We start from the raw sequence: 16440 nt of genomic DNA, 5'->3' as shown, positions 1-16440 counted from the left end.
GACGTCAATTGACGATGACGCCGGCCGCGCGGAGCGCGCCGACGGCGTCATCGGTCGTGGTGGGGGCGACCCCGGCGGTGAGATCGAGTAGGACGCGGGTGTTCAGCCCGGCGGCGACCGCGTCCGCGGCGGTCGCCTTGACGCAGTAGTCGGTGGCGATGCCGACGACGTCGACGGTGTCGACGCCGCGTTCGCGCATCCAGTCGGCCAACGAGGTGCCGTCGTCGTCAACGCCTTCGAAGCCGCTGTAGGCGGCCGAGTACCGGCCCTTGTGGAACACGGCCTCCACGGGCGTGACGTCCAGGTCGGGATGGAACTCGGCACCGTCGGTGCCGACGACGCAGTGTCGGGGCCAGGACGTGACATAGTCCGGGTGATCGGAGAAGTGCTCACCCGGGTCGATGTGGAAGTCCTTGGTGGCCACCACGTGGTCGTAGCCGTGCTCGCCGGCCAGCAGGTCGGTGATGGAGCGTGCGACCGCGGCGCCTCCCTCGACAGCCAGCGATCCGCCTTCGCAGAAGTCGTTCTGCACGTCGACGATGATGAGCGCGTTCATGGCCTTACGGTATCCGCGCCGCCTCCCACCCGCTGGTGGGCGGTCAGGAGCAGGTGGTCGAAGGTCTCACGGCTGGGCAGGGTGTCCTGGTAGTCGAGCTGCCGGTAGTCGGCGAGGAGCTGCTCGGCGAGCGCGCGCAGCTTGACGTTCGACTCTTGGGATCGCCAGCGGAGCAGTTCGAACGCGGCATCACTGTCGACCCGGTAGATGAGCATCAACATGCCCTTGACCTGCTCGATTGCCGCACGGTTCTCGGCGATCTCCGTCAATGCGGCGGTGACCATCTCCTGGGTCATCGTCTTGACAGTGACGTCGACGTAGAAGCCGTGCGTCCCGACGACCTGACCCTGCTCGTCGGTCATCCGGTCACCCACGACGACGACGTCGCGGACGTCACCGCGGGTGTCGACGATGCGATGTCGGGTCGAGAACGGCCGGTGCGCGCGACGCATCTCCTCGAGAGTCGCGGCGATCGTCTGCCGGTCGTCGGGATGCTTGTGGGAGAGCACGAGTTCGGTGGTCGGGGTCACCGTGCCGGGTTCGTAGCCGTGCATGATCTGCACCGCGTCGGACCAATCCCATCGCTCGTCGTCGAAGTGGAACGTGAACCATCCGACGCGCTGGGATTCATCACCTACCGGCGCCTGCTCGAGTGGTTCCTCATCGGGCACATCGAGCACGATAGCTGCGGCGGTGCCGGGTCAGCCGCCGAACAGCAGATACAGGCCCATGAACGTGTAGCCGACCATCACCAGCATCATCGCCAGCTGTCCGGTCACCTGATGAGCGCGCGGTAGCAAGGCCAGCGAGCGATCGTGCGCGGCGATGACTCCGGCGATGTGGCCCGCCACGACGAAGCCGACCTTGAGCGTGGCGCCGACCGCGGGATGCATCGACAGCAGGTAGCTGACCTCGTTGTCGGCCAGGCCCAACACGTTCCAGCCGCGCCCGAGGGGATCCGCGAGCCGGATGATCGTCTCCTGACCCCGTTCGACCAGATACGTGAGGTAATGCGCGAACACGTAACCGATGACGATCGGGATCAGCGAGTGGGCCATCTTGCCAGGGAGTTCGCGCCGCTGCTGCGCATCGACGCCTCCCGTGCAGCGGGCCGCGAGCGTGAAGGACACCGCCACGACGGTGGCGAAGAGCAGTAGACCCGCGGTGCGCAGCAGGCTCGCCGTCGCCGCGGAGTCGGTGACCCGATCGGAGAAGTTCCGGAACGCAGGCGTGGCCGAGAAGCTGTCGAACGCGGTCGAGCCGAGCAGCACCGACAGCACGACGACGATGCCGGGGCGCACCGGCAGGGTCCCCAGGTGGTCGAACGGGTTGCCGATCGCGATCCGGCCGTCGGCGTTGCGGCGTATCGGAGAAAGTCGCGACGCGACGACGCTGTAGACCTCGAACGGATCGGCGCGGGCACACCACCGGGTGCCGCACCACAGCGTGCCCGCGACGGTGATGCCCAGGTAGATGAGCAGCCAGACGCGGATCGCCGGCAGGGAACCGGGGTCCGGGCTGGCCAGCTCGAGCCAGACGAATGCGAACAATCCCACCGCGGCCGGCCAGTACCCCAACCGGTCCGGGTAGCTGCGCCCCAGCGATGGCCGTCCGGTGATGCGGTGCAGGGCGCGCACCGGCGAGATCACCCGCCACACCGGGCCGAACACGAGCGACAGAGCGACCAGGCCGACCCACAGCAACACGTAGAAGACGCCCGGCAGCGCGTTGTCGGAGTTCTGCGGCCCGACGAAGGCCGCCATGGCCACCCACGCCGTCAGCACCAGCGTCAGCACCGTCAGGATCCAGCGGGTCACCGCTGCGTCGACGACGCGCGTGACCACGTCGGGCAGTGCCCGGCCTGGACGCGTGGTGTCGAATTTCGGTCGCTTCCACGCCAGCGCGACGACGGCGAAGGTGAACGTCAGAGCCCACGCCGCGCCGATCAGCGCGTAGGTGAACGGGATCGGCAGATCGGTCGAGCCGCCCAGCCCGTGGGCGAGCACGTGGGTGGTCACTGAACGGCGATGGTGGCGATGGTCTTGTTCAGTTCGTGCAGTTCCACGTCGACGCGGCCGGGCATGTCGACGGAGAACTGGAACGATTGTCCGTTGCCGACGGCAATCGGAAACGAGTGCTCCGGGGTGGAGTGCACGTGCAGCTCGTCGGCGGCGTCACTGTCGACCTGAATCACGATCGGCTGCTTGAGCTTTGCCTGCAGCTGTTCGTTCGTCGGGGTCACCGAACCGTCTTTGATCGTCACGGTCACGACCAGCCGCTCCGGCGCTGCCTGTGCATCGCTCATCTGCGTGGGCGCAGGGGCTCCTGGACTGGAACTCCCCGTGTCGGCACCGTCGCTCTTGTTGCCTCCACACCCGGCGAGCAGCAGAACCGCGGCGGCGGTCAGCACGAGCAGTCTGGTCACGGTTCTCCTGTCTCGTCGGGTTTCCTGCGGTTCTTTCTGGCGATGTAGAACACCACGCCGGCCACCACGAACGCGGGGGCGAACGCGGGCAGCGCCAACCAGATGGAGTGATCCGCGAGGATCACCACCTGTTCGGCTGACGTCATGCCTGCCCGGACGGCTGCAGTTCGTTCTCGCTGCCGCTCGGCTCGTGGTTGTTGATCCGGCCACCACCCCAGCTGATACCGGCGATCATCGCCAGCGTGCAGACCAGCACGATCAGGCAACCGATGAGCCACAGCGAGGCCGGGATATCGGGGCTGCGCTCGCGCTGCAGGATGGTGATCTCCGAGACGAACGGCCGGGTGAACTGTGCTTCGGCCGGCACCTCCTTCGCGCCGATGCCCGGATCGCCGGCCAGGTAGATCGGGACCGCGGTGAGGGTGGTGCCGTCGTGGACACGCAACAGGGTCTTCCACTGACCGGACACGGGCATCGGTTTGGTCGAGACGTAATGACCGGGGCCGACTTGCTCCAGATGGTCGATGAACTGGCCGCGTTCGTTCGACAGACCGCCCTGCCATCCGAGCACCGACACCCAGTTCGGGTCGTCGCTGATCGCGTCCGGCGGATTGAAGCGCACGTCGGCGGTGACGAACCGGCCGGGACCGGGGCCCTGGGCCTCGGTCAGCGCGAACGTCGCGGTCTCGTTCTCGGGCACCGTGTAGCGCAGACCGTTGGCCGTCGCGCCGCCGATGGCCAGCACCGTCAGCACGACCAGGCCGATGGAGATTGCGCGGCCGGGCAGTTTGCGGCCGGTGAGGACCATGCCGATCATGCCGCCGCAGCCACCCGCCAGGATCGCGACCGGGACGGCCATCGCCAGTGCTTCAGGCCAGATGCTGGTGGGCCAGGGGTAGGGGTAGATCGCGTCGATCCACAGCGATTCCAGCCACAGCCCGACCGTGGCGATACCGAGCCCGCTGACCATGCCGAAGAGCACGGGTTTTCTGATCAGCGGGGTGAGTGCCACCAGCTCCACGACCAGCGCGGGGCCCAGATAGAGCGGGAACCAGTTCACCGGCGCGTCGAGCAGCGGCGCGACCATGAACGCGATGATGCCGCGCAGGCCGATGGCCACGACGGCGGCGATGATCGCCGCGCCACGGCCGAGGAAGATACGCGCGGCCACGAGCGCGACGGACGCCGCGGCGGCGATCAGCATCGGCTGGAAGACCTGCCGGAATTGGGGGACGCCGAAGTCGAACTCGATCTGATAGACCGACAGTCCGATCAGCACGCCGGCGAACGCCAGGTACTGGATGAATTTCAGGGCGATGCTGTCGCGCGGCGCATCTGCGCCGGCAGCCCGTTTGCCTTCGACTTCGAGGTAGGCCGCGGCGATGGTGGAGAAGCCGGCGCCGCCGATCATCATCAGGTGCGTCGGACCCCACAGCGTGACGTCCTGGCCGAAGATTCGGTGCCACACGTCGTCGAGCGGGAACCCGATCAGTGCGTACATGCCGCAGCCGGCCATCACGATGCCGCCGACGGGAGCGTGCCATGCGTCGGTGATGCGGACTGCGGCCGGGCCGGGCTTGTCGAAGGGCAGCACGATCGCCGTGCATCCGGCGATGAACACGAAGAACAACCCGATGATGATGAAATAGTGCGCCGGGTTGGCCAGCGGGCCGGGGTCGCGACCCTTGCCGATGTGCAGGCTGACGTCCCAGATGAATCCGAACAGCGCGCAGATGATCGCGCTGACGAAAATCGCTATGGGCAGTGCCACCCATCCCGGTCGGTTGAACTTGCGGCCCAGCCAGTCGGCAAGATTGCCCAGCCACGAGATCTTGTGTTGGCGGTGCAGATACCCGATCCACAGCAGGACCGCGGTGACGGCAAGAGCCACTGCGGAAAGCCCGAATACCTGGCTGAGCTCCGCGCCGCCACCTTCGCTGCCCTGTGCGAGCACCGTGATGTCCGGTCGAGAATGCGTCATCGTCATTCCTTCACCCGTACCGATGGAGTCATTACTGGGCGGTAATGTTGCCAGAAGCAGGTGAGGTGAAACCAGGGGTATCGGGTTTTTTCGCAGACTGACATCTTTCCGTGTCTGAGGCCTCGCGAAGGACGTGCACAGTAACCGGCACTGGGCAGATATGGGGCCCTATCCCGGCTTTCGCGCGGTCCGCCCGGCGTTCTGCCCTCGTCTCCAGATCAGGCCGCGAACGCCCCACAAACGCGTGGCTCCGATGTCTGGTGACCCCGCCGGCAGGGACCGCTAGCGGTTGCTAGCAATCGCTAGCGCGGGTCGCCAGCGTCGCGTTGTCCTCGGCCTCACTTCCTGGGCGGGCGGAGCACCTTCATCGCGGCGTTCATGACCGGTGCCGGCACGCGGTCCTTCATCGCCAGCGCGGTGTTCGCCGCTTGCGTGCGCGCCGGCGTGCCCCGGCCGAACATGCGGTTGAGCGGGCCGCCGGTCGGCTCCAGGTCGACGTGCAACGGTGGTCTGCCGTCCGCGGCCCCCAGCGCGTTGGAGATCACGATGCGCTGGATCTCGCTGGTTCCCTCGAAGATGGTGTAGAGCTTGGCGTCTCGATACCACTTCTCCACGGGGTGGTCCTTGATGTACCCCCAGCCGCCCATCGTCTGGATCGCGCGCTCGGTGGTCCGTACCGCCAGTTCGCTGGCTGCCAGCTTCGACATCGAGCCCTCGCCGCGTTCGAACGGCACGCCGGTCGCGGCCATCCACGACGCCCGCCAGGTCAACAGTCGCGCCGCGTCCAGCCCGGTAGCCAGGTCCGCCAGCGGGAACGCGATGCCCTGGTTGTCGATGATGGGTGCGCCGAACGCTTCTCGCCGGTTGGCGTACTCGGTGGCGTATTCCAATGCGGCTCTGGCGATTCCGAGCGCCTGGGCGGCGACCATCGGCCGGGTCTGCTCGAAGGTTCCCAATGTCGCCGAGCCCGAGTGCTTGGCGCCTTCGACGGCTTCGCGGGCGCGGGCCAGCTTGTGTTGCAACTTCTCCTGCCCGCCCAGCAAGTTCTCGGCCGGCACCCGGACGCCATTGAACTTCAGCTCGGCGGTGTGGGAGGCGCGGCAGCCGAGTTTGTCGAGCTTGCGGACCATCTCGAGCCCTGGGGTGCCGCCCGGCACGATGAACAGCGCTTGGCCCTTGTGGCCCAGCTCCTGGTCCACGACCGCGTTGACGACGTGGACGTTGGCGATGCCGCCGTTGCCTATCCACATCTTGTGGCCGTCGATGATCCAGTCCGCATCCGGGCCGTCACCGTCGCGCCGGGCCGTGGTCCGCAGATTGCGGACGTCGCTGCCGCCTTCGGGTTCGGAGATGGCCAGCGCAGCGAGCTTGAGGTCACCGGGAGTCCCGAAACACTCCGGCGCCCACTGCAGCATCTGTTCGGGGGAGGCGGCCTGTCCGATCGCCGATAGCGCCAGCGCGGGCATCACCACGGCCAGCCCGATGCCGGCGCAGCCCCAGAACAGCTCCTCCATGAACATCGGCAGGGACAGACCGGTCGGGTCGCCGATGAGATCGCGATAGAACAGCGGGCTGTAGAAGCCCCTCTGTGCCGCCTCTTCGAGGACCGGCCACGGGAACTCCTGGCGCTGGTCGTACTCAGCGGCAACGGGCCGGACCACCTGTTCGGCGAATTCGTGCGCGCGCCTTGCCAAGTCGTGTTGCGCGGCAGTCGGGGTGATGTCGAAGGTCATGTCGGCGGGTACCCGCGGGCGCACCGAAATCCACCGGTCATGCCGACATCGCCTGCGGCGGCCCGCCGGCCTCGACGATGCGACGCTGGGCCTCGCCGACGGAGATGCGCAGGCGGCGGGACAGCACCTGAGCCCACGAGGCGCCCGCGAACTCGGCCGGAGGCGGCGCGCTCACCAGCCGGCGGATCATTCGGCGTTGGAGGGCGACGACGGCCTTGTCCAGCTCCTCCAGTCGCACGATCAGCGCGCGCAGATCGGTGGGGCGAAGGTCCTGCAGCGGCAGATCGTCCAGAGCACGGTAGGCGGTGTCGAGGGCGTCGAGGGTGGTGAACAGATTATTCGAACTCATGTTCGACAGCGTAGGAGAGCCCACCGACATGTCGAATACGCTGAGGTGATGGCCCGAAAGTACGCGACAGCCGACACCGTCGCCGCCGACGATCTCCACGACTTCATCCGAGGGCGCCACCACATGGTGCTCACCACGTTTCGCTCCGACGGATCGCTTCAGACCTCGCCGGTCACGGGCGGACTCGACGAGCAGGGACGCATCGTGGTGGCGAGCTACCCGCAGCGGGCGAAGGCGGCCAACATCCGCCGGGACCCGCGCGCCAGCGTCCTGGTGCTCAGCGACGATTTCAACGGCCCCTATGTGCAGGTCGACGGACCGGCCGAGGTGATCTCGCTGCCGGAGGCGGTGGAGCCCCTTGTCGACTACTTCCGCGCGGTGGCCGGCGAACATCCGAACTGGGACGAGTACCGGCAGGCGATGCTCGATCAGGGAAAGTGCCTGATCAGAGTCACTCCGCAGCGGTGGGGCCCGGTGGCCACGGGCGGCTTTCCGCCTCCGTGACCGCCAGGGGCGAGCAGGACGGCCGGCGCCGATTGTGATAGTCAGAGCAAGCAGACGCGTTGCATCAGCTAGCACGTCAAACTATAGTCTGGACACATGTCCAGGAGGGGTTCGGATTCCTTGCGCCACATGATTCGGCCAGCTCGCAGCGGCTTCTCTCGCTGGACTCGCGCTCACCTGCGTGCCGCGGCATAGGTGAACTGACGATGCGTATCGCCTTGCTGTCCTATCGGAGCAAGACGCACTGTGGCGGGCAGGGCGTCTACGTGCGCCACCTCAGCCGTGGGCTCGTCGAGCTCGGCCACGACGTCGAGCTCTTCTCCGGCCAGCCCTATCCCGAGGGGCTCGACCCGAGGGTGCGCCTCACCAAAGTGCCCAGCCTCGATCTGTATCGCGAGCCGGATCCCTTCCGCGTGCCGCGGCCGAGCGAGATCAAGACCACCGTCGATCTCGAGGAACTGCTGACCACGTGGACGGCCGGGTTCCCCGAACCGAAGACCTTCAGCAAGCGGGCGGCCCGGCTGCTCGCCGATCGCCTCGACGATTTCGACGTCGTCCACGACAACCAGTGTCTGGGGACCGGGCTGCTGGACATCGCCGCCGCCGGGATGCCGGTGGTCGCCACCGTGCACCACCCGATCACTCGTGATCGTGTCGTCGAGGTGGCCGCGGCCCCGTGGTGGCGCAAGCCGCTCGTGCGCCGTTGGTATGCGTTCGCCGAGATGCAGAAGGCCGTCGCGCGGCGCATCCCTGAACTCGTCACCGTCTCCTCGACGTCGGCCGCGGACATCGCCGAGGACTTCGCGGTCGACCCGCGACAGCTGCATGTCGTGCCCCTCGGCGTGGACACCGAGCTGTTCGGCCCGTCCGAGCACCGCGTGCGCAACCGGATCATCGCGATCGCCAGTGCCGACGTGCCGCTCAAGGGCGTGAGTCACCTCCTGCACGCGATCGCGCGGCTGCGTGTGGAACGGGACCTGGAACTGCAGCTGGTCGCGAAACTCGAACCGAACGGGCCCACGGAGAAGCTCATCGCCGAACTCGGCATCTCCGACATCGTGCACAGCTCCAGCGGGTTGTCCGACACCGAACTGGCCGACCTGCTCGCCTCAGCGGAGGTCGCATGCATCCCCTCGCTGTACGAAGGCTTTTCGCTTCCGGCCGTCGAGGCGATGGCCAGCGGTACCCCGATCGTCGCCAGCCGGGCGGGCGCGCTGCCCGAGGTCGTCGGCCCCGACGGTGACTGCGCACGGCTGGTGACCCCGGCCAACGTCGACGAACTGACCGCCGTGCTCGGCGAGCTGCTCGATTCGCCGCTCGAGCTGCGCCGGCTCGGGGCCAACGGGCGGCGCCGCGCGCTCGAGGTGTTCAGCTGGGAATCGGTTGCCGCACAGACGGTTGCGGTGTACCAACAAGCTCGAGAGAGGGTCGCTGCATGCTGACCGTGGACTTCGACCGCCTCGACGTCGGTGCGGGAACCAAGGTGATCGACGTCGGCTGTGGGGCCGGCCGCCACACGTTCGAGGCGTTCCGTCGGGGTGCCGACGTCGTCGGATTCGACCAGAATGCGGCTGATCTCAACGACGTCGACGCGATTCTGCAGGCGATGAAGGAGCAGGGGGAGGCACCCGCGTCTGCGGTCGGCGAGGCCGTCAAGGGTGACGCGCTCGAGCTGCCGTACCCCGATGCCACGTTCGACTGTGTGATCGCCTCGGAGATCCTCGAACACGTCCCCGAGGACGAACGGGCCATCGCCGAACTCGTCCGTGTCCTCAAACCCGGTGGGGCACTGGCGATCACCGTGCCGCGATGGCTGCCCGAGCGCATCTGCTGGGCGCTCTCGGACTCCTACCACGCCAACGAGGGCGGCCACATCCGCATCTACCGTGCCGACGAGCTGCGGGACAAGGTCCTCGCGCACGGCTTGAGGTTGACTCACACCCATCATGCCCATGCGCTGCACTCGCCGTACTGGTGGCTCAAGTGCGCGGTCGGCACCGAACGTGACAGCCACCCTGCCGTGACCGCGTACCACAAGATGTTGGTGTGGGACATGATGAGCCGGCCATGGCTCACCCGGACCGCCGAGTCGGTTCTCAATCCGGTCATCGGCAAGAGCGTCGCCCTCTACTTCACCAAACCCAGCTGATGGCCGACGTCCCCCACGTGGCAGGCGTTTTCACGCCCGAGCAGTGTCTGCAGACCGCGGAGTCGATTGCCGCGACGCAGGAGTCCTCGGGCGCGATCCCCTGGTCGGTGGGTGGGCACACAGATCCCTGGGATCACGTCGAGAACGCGATGGCGTTGACTGCGGCCGGTCTGCTGGACAGCGCACGTGCGGCCTACGAGTGGTCGCGCGTCACGCAGCGGCCCGACGGCAGCTGGCCGATCCAGCTGCGTGACGGGATCATCGAAGATCCCAACAGCGACAGCAACTTCTGCGCCTACATCGCGACCGGGGTGTGGCACCACGTGCTGATCACCGGTGATCGCACGTTCGCCGAGTCGATGTGGCCGGTCGTGGCCGCTGCCATCGACTTCGTGCTGAGCCTGCAAAGGAGTACCGGCGAGATCGCTTGGGCCGCAGGTCCTTCGGGCTCGGCCGCGGAGGCTCTGCTGACCGGGTGTTCGAGTATCCACCACAGCATTCGGTGTGCGTTGGCGCTGGCCGACTATGTCGGCGAACCGCAGCCGGAGTGGGAGATCGCGGTCGGGCGCCTCGGTCACGCCATCGCCGAACACCCGGAGGGCTTCGTCGTCAAGGACCGCTGGTCAATGGAGTGGTACTACCCGGTGCTGGGCGGCGCGATCCGAGGTCGGCGTGCGCGGGCTCGCATCGACGCGCGCTGGCAGGATTTCGTGGTTCCCGGGTTGGGCATCCGCTGCGTGGACGACCGTCCCTGGGTGACGGGTGCCGAGACGTGTGAGCTGGTTCTGGCACTCGAGGCGATGGGCGACCGTAGCAGGGCCCACGAGCAGTTCACGGCCATGCACCACCTGCGCGAAGAGGACGGGTCCTACTGGACCGGCCTGGTGTACGACGACGGAAAGCGCTGGCCGGTGGAGCGCACGACGTGGACGGGGGCGGCGGTGATCCTGGCTGCTGACGCGCTGTCGTCGGCGACCCCGGGCAGTGGCATCTTCCGCGGCACCGACCTGCCCCGTGGCCTGGAGGGCGAGTACGACTGCGAGTGCGCGACCAGCGAACGCTAGCGGTCGCCCAGCGTTCCGACGTCGCCGCCGACTCTCTCCAGCACCCTCATCGACCCCGTCGCCGACACCTCGCGGAAATCGCCGCAATCCAGCGCCCGTCGGTAGATGTGGAACGGTGCCTGACCGCCGTCGGCCGGATCGGGGAAGACATCGTGGATCACCAGGGCGCCACCGACCTCCACCCACGGCGCCCAGCCGTCGAAGTCGCGTTGGGCTGCCTCCTCGGTGTGGCCGCCGTCGATGAACAACAGCCGCAACGGTGTTCGCCATCCTCGGGCGACGACGGGGGAGCGGCCGACCACCGCGACGACGTGCTCGTCGAGGCCGGCGGCGTCGAGGGTGTGCCGCAACGTGGGCAGCGTGTCGAACAAGCCGGTCACCGGGTCGACGAGGGAGGAGTCGTGGTACTCCCACCCGGCCTGGTGCTCCTCGGAGCCGTGGTGATGATCGACGGTGTACAGCAGGCCTCCGGTCTGCTGTGCCGCGGCACCGAGCATCACCGTCGACTTGCCGCAGTACGTGCCGATCTCGACGGCCACCCCGTCGCCGAGGTAGCGCAGCGCGGTGTCGTAGAGCGCTCGGCCCTCGTCGGCGGGCATGAAACCGGTGACCCGTTCCGCGAGGTCGAACAGCGTCGTGGCGGCCGGCGGCATGGTCATGACACCCAACTTACCGTTGCTGGCATCACGGGGTTGTAGTAGCGTCCGGACATGTGTCCGATCCGGCCCGCGAGTCGACTCGTCGGCGCCTGACGGCCAAGCAGGCCGAGACCGTGGAACGGCTCGGGCAGGCCGCGGTGAACGTGCTCGGCCGTGAAGGTTTCGCCGGTCTGACAGTGCGGCGGGTCGCCGCCGAAGCCGGTGTCGGTGCGGCGACCGCCTACACGTACTTCTCGTCGAAAGAGCATCTGGTCGCGGAGGTCTTTTGGCGCCGTCTCACCGGATCTCCCTGTGTGGCACACCAATCCGATGATCCAGCAGTGCGAGTCATCGAAGTGCTCGGGCACATCTCGAAACCGGTCGCCGACGAGCCGGAGTTCGCCGGCGCGGTCACCACCGCGCTGCTCGGCCGCGACCCCGACGTCGAGGTGCTACGCCTGCGTATCGGCCGCGACATCCGGGATCGGTTGGCCGAGGCCGTCGGCCCCGACGCCGACTCAGGTGTCGTCGACACGCTGGAGTTGCTCTACGCGGGCGCACTCGTGCGCTCGGGGATGGGCTACGCCTCGTACGAGGAGATCGCCCGCAGGCTGGAGAACGCGGCGCGCCTGCTGTTGGGTTAGCCCGGGGACTACTTCGGCTTTTCGCGCCAGGCTCGCTCGAACGGCAGCCGCCAAGCGTTCGGCGCGATGAGCTGGTGGATGGCGTTCGGGCCCCATGTTCCCGGCTGGTAGACCTTGGCCGGGGGTGGGTCCTCGAGCAGTTGTGTCGAGCGCTCCCAGAGCGATTCGATTCCTTCGGCGGTGGTGAACAGGGTGTGGTCGCCCCGCATGGCGTCCAGGATCAGCCGTTCGTATGCTTCCAGCACGTCGCCATTCGTCGCGATTTCCGTCGTCGAGAACTGCATCGACATCTTGTCCAGCTTCATCCCAGGCCCCGGCCGCTTGCCATAGAAGGACAGTGACACCCTGGAGTTGTCCGCCAGATCGAAAGTCAAGTGGTCCGGTCCTTGTGAGCCGACACCGGAGCCGGCCGGGAACATCGTCCGCGGGGCCTCTTTGAAGGCGATCGAGATGATCCTCATACCCTCGGCCATCATTTTGCCGGTGCGTAGGTAGATGGGCACCCCGGCCCACCGCCAGTTGTCGATGCCGACCTTCAGCGCGATGAACGTCTCGGTGTCTGAATCCCTTGCGACGCCCGTGAGTTCGCGATAGCCGGCGAACTGGCCGCGCACCACGTCGCTGCATTTGATCGGCAGCATGGAACGGAAGACCTTGTTCTTCTCCTCGCTGATCGCCCGGGGTTCCAGGGCGGTCGGGGGCTCCATCACCACGAAGGCCATCACCTGGAACAGGTGGGTGACCACCATGTCCTTGTACGCGCCGGTGCTCTCGTAGAAGTTGGCGCGCTCGTCCAAGCCGAGCATCTCCGGGATGTCGATCTGAATATGGTCGATGAAGTTGCGGTTCCAGATTGGTTCGAAGAGACCGTTGGCGAATCGGAACGCCAAGATGTTCTGTGCCGCTTCTTTACCCAGGAAGTGGTCGATGCGGAAGACTTGGCGTTCCTTGAAGGTTTCGTGCACGAAATCGTTGAGCGCGACCGCGCTGGCGAGGTCGGTGCCGAACGGCTTTTCCATCACCACCCGCGATCGGTCCACAAGATTGGACTCGCGCAACATGGTGATGACAGAACGAGCGGCCTTGGGTGGTACCGAAAGATAGTGTAGCCGTTGAGCATTGCCGCCGAGCCTTGTTTCGGCGTCGGCGACTGCCGCGGCCAGTGCCTCCGGGCCCGCACCTTGAGGCACGTAGCTCACGATCTTGGCGAAGTTCGCCCACTGCTCATCGGTCAGCTTATGGGTGCCGTACCTGCTGATGGCCTCTTTGGCCAGCGCGCGGAACTCGTCGTCGGTGAGGTCCTCCAGTGAGGTACCGACCACCTGGATGTTGGGCGCGAGTTCGGACTGATCGAGGTACGCCATCCCGGGGAGCAGCTTGCGCTTGGCGAGATCGCCGGTCGCCCCGAACAGGACGATGACGTGCGGCTCGAGCGGGTCGCCGTCACGGCGATGCGGGCGGGCGTCCGGCGCGGGGTAGGCGATGGTCTGCGGGTTTTCTGGCAAGGTGGCGGCCACTTGGAAGATGCTTCCATCAGATTGTGAACTCTGCGCGACATCATGACGTATCCACTGACGGACTGCGCAGGGACGGGTTGCTGGGGCAAAGCCCGGAGAGCCGATTCTGCATACTGTTTATGTGGCTAAGACTGGACGAGTGGTGTCTGATCTGGCATGAAACTCTCGTGCACTCGCAGCGCACCAGGATCACGCCGATATCGGCACCGCCATCGGCACCGGCAGTGAGCGCCTCGCCGAGAGCGTGGCCTACGAGAGACGCCGGACGCCTTTGCCGACATCTGCGCGCCTGCTGCTGGGTTAGGCCTCCTCAGCGCGGTCGACGAGCGCGGCACACATCTCGCGTACCGAGGCCACCTCGGCCTGCTTGCGTTTGATGACCCGCCGAATGTTGCGGCCGCGTTCGGATTTTCGTGCCGCCGGGGTGAGTTTGCGCAGTTCGTTGCACCGTTCGACGATCTCTGTCTCGAGGGTCTGCCAGCGCGCAGCAAGCATCGTCAGGTAGTAGTCGGCCTGGGCGTTGTTCGCGCTGTCTGAGGGCGGTCGCACTAGCCGGGCGTCGGAACGTGCGACGCGATGTGATCGGCAATCACGCTGGCCTGCTTCACGTCGGTGGCTTGCGGCGCGCAAGCCAGCACGTCGATGACCACGTTCACTCGCGCCGAGAGAACGTGTTCGCACGACGACGAGGCTGTCTCGGTCGAGCGACTGACCGGCATCCTCAAGCGCTCGGGTGCCGCGTCGAGATCACCACTGCGCCAACGGGGTAAGCGTTGGTCGTTCAGTGTGATGTTGACCGTGTGATTGCTGCACCTGGTCCATCGGTCCGCGGACTGGGTGAGGAAGTCGCGCGCCCCCTGGGGTGTCGGGTAGGACGTCACGGATTGGACGACCGACGAGCGCCACTGATCGCTGCCGGGAGCGCGCAGGAGCTGCCGACGCACCGACGTCCACGACCCCGGGGTGTCCGCGGTGCCGTAGATGGCCGTCTCGCCGGGATGCCAGACACCGAGGCAATTCAGGTTGGGCAGCATGTTCCGGTTGTCGTCCATCGCGGAGTTCACGGGGTCGGCGATCAGTGGAGCACCGTTCATGATCGCGTCGATGTCGTTGCCACTCAACAGAAGTCCGTTGAGTGCAGAATCAGGCACCAGTTCCTGCGCGGTCGGCGTCGGTGCAGGCGTCCCGCCACAGCCGGCTACGACGAATGCCAGTGAGACAGACCCGGCGCACAACGCGGCGACGCGCCGTGGTCGGGCGTAGGTCATGCGTGAGTACCCGCCGCGGCGCACGCTTGCTGGGCGGCGATCGCGTCGTTGTTCATCTCGTCAGCGGTGGTGTTGAGGGTGTCGCGCCCGCCGCGCAGGCCCATCTTGATGAGAAGCTTGGTGGCATCGACTGACCATTGCCGCATCGGATCACCCACTGCCGGTGCCAGGCCGGGTGTGTTGGCGGCAGCCATCGCGGCTCCAGCCCCCTGCCGTAATGCGGTGCGGCCGACGACATTGCTGCTTTCCACGGCGGGATCCGAGTAGTCGACCGCGGCGAAGGCCTCGAGCGAGTCGGCGAAGTCACCGTAGTACGTTGCCGTGGCGTCCAGGACCTGGGCGAACTGGCTGCACGCGGCGACGGCGGCGGGATCAGCGTTGTCGCTTCCCGGTGTGGCGACCTGCACCGGCGGCGCCGACGGATCGGCGACCGCATCGACGGGTTGTGCGGCAACGGTGGGCGCCAGCAAAAAACTCATGGTGAGTGTGACACATCCTGCCAGCATTGCTCGCTTGGCGCAGATCCCGGTTGGCACGTTCGTTCTCCGATCGATTCAACAGCGTGATGGAGGCCCGCGAAAATCGTCAAGGCCAACGTATTTCGTCCTTGCGGATGAGTACTCAATGCGCCGAAGGTGAACGAACGGCGACATCCGGATGGCCGAATGCACACTATTCAGAGGTTCCCGGCCACTTCACAGAAAACCTCACAGCTGACTTACAGCAAAGGTGCGCACTCGATAGCGAGCAGGCCTGAACGAGCCACCGTGCGTTCACCCGGCGGACACCCGGCCCATGGACGCTCTGCGAGTCAAAGGCGATACAACCCGTCCACACCCCACGAGAGGCGTCGTCAGACCCATGTTCAACCGCTATGTCTCGCTCGCCGCTGTCTGCCTGGCGGCGCCGGTCTTGGCCGCGCCGATCGTCGCTGCGGAACCGGCACCCGCCAATCCAGGTGTACAGCCCGTCGCGGATGCGGCGCCCGTTCCGCCTCCGCCCGATGGCGCGGTCCCCTCGGGCCCGCCCGGAATCCTCGATACGCCCGACGGTTGGCATCTGGAAGTCCTGGGCAGCAACGAAACCCAGCTTCCGGTGGCGCCGCTGACCACAGCCATCTCGTCGCGCGAGTACCTGGTGAGCGGCACCTTCACGGGCAAGATCACCGGCACCGGCAAGACCACACTGGCCGGTGGGTCGATGGAGGCCGGCGAGCAGATCGGCTGCGGCATCATCTCCGATGAAACGGAGATCAACCCCGGCGCCAGCATTACGCCCAGCATCGGCATCCCGTTCACGGGTAACCCAGCCTTCGGCGCCTCGCTCAGCCTGCAGGGCAAGGTCTACCTCAAGCCCGGCACGGTCACCACCGTGGCACTCGACAAGAAGTCTTTCAAAGGCACCTCGACCCGCATCACGCTGACCGGCGTGCGGGTCAAGACCGATCAATGCGCGGGGCAGTCCTTCATCCGGTCCTACGCGACGCTGACCAGCTCGACCGACAACACCGATGACGTCGTCACCTACCTCGGCGTGACGAAGGCGGTGTGAGCCCCTATCCGGACCTTGTTCGTCACCACAGACTTCGCTGACCCGAAAGACTCTGAGAGGC

The 16440-nt window shown here is 66.7% G+C and carries 19 protein-coding genes; 6 read left to right on the top strand and 13 right to left on the bottom strand.

The features are described 5' to 3' along the window. Positions 1-4: 4 nt before the first annotated feature. The 8 genes from ACZY1G_RS15595 to ACZY1G_RS15560 all read right to left on the bottom strand — a co-directional run bounded on the left by ACZY1G_RS15595 (position 5) and on the right by ACZY1G_RS15560 (position 7044). Positions 5-556 carry an isochorismatase family protein gene (locus tag ACZY1G_RS15595; protein ID WP_463812740.1) on the bottom strand — a complete coding sequence of 184 codons (552 nt, stop codon included), beginning with the start codon at positions 554-556 and terminating at the stop codon, positions 5-7. After that, positions 553-1227: an ANTAR domain-containing protein gene (locus ACZY1G_RS15590; RefSeq protein WP_463812739.1), complete on the bottom strand. Its 675-nt coding sequence runs from the start codon at positions 1225-1227 to the stop codon at positions 553-555. The genes ACZY1G_RS15595 and ACZY1G_RS15590 overlap by 4 nt, the downstream gene beginning before the upstream one ends. Before the next feature lie 30 nt (positions 1228-1257). After that, the gene (locus ACZY1G_RS15585) at positions 1258-2574 is read right to left on the bottom strand and encodes a hypothetical protein (RefSeq protein WP_463812738.1); all 1317 of its coding nucleotides are present in this window, start codon (positions 2572-2574) and stop codon (positions 1258-1260) included. Further along, positions 2571-2981, bottom strand: coding sequence for a hypothetical protein (locus ACZY1G_RS15580; protein ID WP_463822877.1), 411 nt, complete (start codon positions 2979-2981; stop codon positions 2571-2573). Before ACZY1G_RS15580 ends, ACZY1G_RS15585 begins: the two co-directional genes overlap by 4 nt. Then, a complete protein-coding gene (locus tag ACZY1G_RS15575) occupies positions 2978-3127 on the bottom strand; it encodes a hypothetical protein (RefSeq protein WP_463812736.1) in 150 nt (49 codons plus the stop codon). Before ACZY1G_RS15575 ends, ACZY1G_RS15580 begins: the two co-directional genes overlap by 4 nt. Further along, on the bottom strand, positions 3124-4968 hold the full coding sequence (locus tag ACZY1G_RS15570) for a hypothetical protein (protein ID WP_463812735.1): 1845 nt from the start codon (positions 4966-4968) through the stop codon (positions 3124-3126). The genes ACZY1G_RS15575 and ACZY1G_RS15570 overlap by 4 nt, the downstream gene beginning before the upstream one ends. Positions 4969-5300: 332 nt before the next feature. Continuing rightward, on the bottom strand, positions 5301-6695 hold the full coding sequence (locus ACZY1G_RS15565; RefSeq protein WP_463812734.1) for an acyl-CoA dehydrogenase family protein: 1395 nt from the start codon (positions 6693-6695) through the stop codon (positions 5301-5303). 37 nt (positions 6696-6732) lie between these two features. After that, complete coding sequence (locus ACZY1G_RS15560) at positions 6733-7044, bottom strand: hypothetical protein (protein WP_463812733.1); 312 nt, start codon at positions 7042-7044, stop codon at positions 6733-6735. 48 nt (positions 7045-7092) lie between these two features. Between ACZY1G_RS15560 and ACZY1G_RS15555 the strand changes: the two genes are divergently transcribed. From ACZY1G_RS15555 to ACZY1G_RS15540, 4 genes are all read left to right on the top strand, one after another. Next, positions 7093-7548 (top strand): PPOX class F420-dependent oxidoreductase, encoded by a 456-nt coding sequence (locus ACZY1G_RS15555; protein ID WP_463812732.1) that lies wholly within the window; start codon positions 7093-7095, stop codon positions 7546-7548. A gap of 206 nt (positions 7549-7754) precedes the next feature. Next, a complete protein-coding gene (locus ACZY1G_RS15550) occupies positions 7755-8990 on the top strand; it encodes a glycosyltransferase family 4 protein (protein ID WP_463812731.1) in 1236 nt (411 codons plus the stop codon). After that, positions 8927-9697 (top strand): class I SAM-dependent methyltransferase, encoded by a 771-nt coding sequence (locus ACZY1G_RS15545; protein WP_463823009.1) that lies wholly within the window; start codon positions 8927-8929, stop codon positions 9695-9697. Before ACZY1G_RS15550 ends, ACZY1G_RS15545 begins: the two co-directional genes overlap by 64 nt. Then, a complete protein-coding gene (locus ACZY1G_RS15540; protein ID WP_463812730.1) occupies positions 9697-10761 on the top strand; it encodes a prenyltransferase in 1065 nt (354 codons plus the stop codon). The genes ACZY1G_RS15545 and ACZY1G_RS15540 overlap by 1 nt, the downstream gene beginning before the upstream one ends. On the opposite strand, the gene ACZY1G_RS15535 is transcribed toward ACZY1G_RS15540, so the two are convergent. Then, positions 10758-11420, bottom strand: a complete 663-nt coding sequence (locus ACZY1G_RS15535) for a class I SAM-dependent methyltransferase (protein ID WP_463812729.1) — start codon at positions 11418-11420, stop codon at positions 10758-10760. The genes ACZY1G_RS15540 and ACZY1G_RS15535 overlap by 4 nt on opposite strands. Before the next feature lie 53 nt (positions 11421-11473). On the opposite strand from ACZY1G_RS15535, the gene ACZY1G_RS15530 reads away from it, so the two are divergent. Then, positions 11474-12043: a TetR family transcriptional regulator gene (locus ACZY1G_RS15530; RefSeq protein ID WP_463812728.1), complete on the top strand. Its 570-nt coding sequence runs from the start codon at positions 11474-11476 to the stop codon at positions 12041-12043. Between the two features lie 8 nt (positions 12044-12051). Here ACZY1G_RS15530 and zwf read toward each other — a convergent pair whose 3' ends face one another. The 4 genes from zwf to ACZY1G_RS15510 form a co-directional block, all read right to left on the bottom strand. Beyond that, positions 12052-13560: a glucose-6-phosphate dehydrogenase gene (gene zwf, locus ACZY1G_RS15525; protein ID WP_463822876.1), complete on the bottom strand. Its 1509-nt coding sequence runs from the start codon at positions 13558-13560 to the stop codon at positions 12052-12054. A 300-nt stretch (positions 13561-13860) separates the two neighbouring features. Continuing rightward, on the bottom strand, positions 13861-14109 hold the full coding sequence (locus tag ACZY1G_RS15520) for a hypothetical protein (RefSeq protein ID WP_463822875.1): 249 nt from the start codon (positions 14107-14109) through the stop codon (positions 13861-13863). Continuing rightward, positions 14109-14711 carry a sensor domain-containing protein gene (locus ACZY1G_RS15515; RefSeq protein WP_463822874.1) on the bottom strand — a complete coding sequence of 201 codons (603 nt, stop codon included), beginning with the start codon at positions 14709-14711 and terminating at the stop codon, positions 14109-14111. Before ACZY1G_RS15515 ends, ACZY1G_RS15520 begins: the two co-directional genes overlap by 1 nt. Before the next feature lie 113 nt (positions 14712-14824). Then, positions 14825-15307: a hypothetical protein gene (locus tag ACZY1G_RS15510; RefSeq protein ID WP_463822873.1), complete on the bottom strand. Its 483-nt coding sequence runs from the start codon at positions 15305-15307 to the stop codon at positions 14825-14827. A 382-nt stretch (positions 15308-15689) separates the two neighbouring features. Here ACZY1G_RS15510 and ACZY1G_RS15505 point away from each other — a divergent pair, with 382 nt between their 5' ends. Next, on the top strand, positions 15690-16379 hold the full coding sequence (locus tag ACZY1G_RS15505; protein WP_463812723.1) for an MspA family porin: 690 nt from the start codon (positions 15690-15692) through the stop codon (positions 16377-16379). Positions 16380-16440: the final 61 nt, after the last annotated feature.

The sequence above is a fragment of the Mycobacterium sp. IDUB_5 genome, from assembly GCF_055419565.1.
The sequence above is the reverse complement of the archived record's forward strand: the minus strand, read 5'-3'. Positions and strand labels throughout refer to the sequence as shown.

Excerpts from the sequence above, each read along its gene's own strand:
- ACZY1G_RS15510 (WP_463822873.1), bottom strand. The coding sequence starts at position 15,307 with ATGAGTTTTTTGCTGGCGCCCACCGTTGCCGCACAACCCGTCGATGCG.
- ACZY1G_RS15595 (WP_463812740.1), bottom strand. The coding sequence starts at position 556 with ATGAACGCGCTCATCATCGTCGACGTGCAGAACGACTTCTGCGAAGGC.
- ACZY1G_RS15505 (WP_463812723.1), top strand. The coding sequence starts at position 15,690 with ATGTTCAACCGCTATGTCTCGCTCGCCGCTGTCTGCCTGGCGGCGCCG.
- ACZY1G_RS15555 (WP_463812732.1), top strand. The coding sequence starts at position 7,093 with ATGGCCCGAAAGTACGCGACAGCCGACACCGTCGCCGCCGACGATCTC.
- ACZY1G_RS15535 (WP_463812729.1), bottom strand. The coding sequence starts at position 11,420 with ATGACCATGCCGCCGGCCGCCACGACGCTGTTCGACCTCGCGGAACGG.
- ACZY1G_RS15565 (WP_463812734.1), bottom strand. The coding sequence starts at position 6,695 with ATGACCTTCGACATCACCCCGACTGCCGCGCAACACGACTTGGCAAGG.
- ACZY1G_RS15575 (WP_463812736.1), bottom strand. The coding sequence starts at position 3,127 with ATGACGTCAGCCGAACAGGTGGTGATCCTCGCGGATCACTCCATCTGG.
- ACZY1G_RS15560 (WP_463812733.1), bottom strand. The coding sequence starts at position 7,044 with ATGAGTTCGAATAATCTGTTCACCACCCTCGACGCCCTCGACACCGCC.
- ACZY1G_RS15540 (WP_463812730.1), top strand. The coding sequence starts at position 9,697 with ATGGCCGACGTCCCCCACGTGGCAGGCGTTTTCACGCCCGAGCAGTGT.
- ACZY1G_RS15570 (WP_463812735.1), bottom strand. The coding sequence starts at position 4,968 with ATGACGATGACGCATTCTCGACCGGACATCACGGTGCTCGCACAGGGC.
- ACZY1G_RS15550 (WP_463812731.1), top strand. The coding sequence starts at position 7,755 with ATGCGTATCGCCTTGCTGTCCTATCGGAGCAAGACGCACTGTGGCGGG.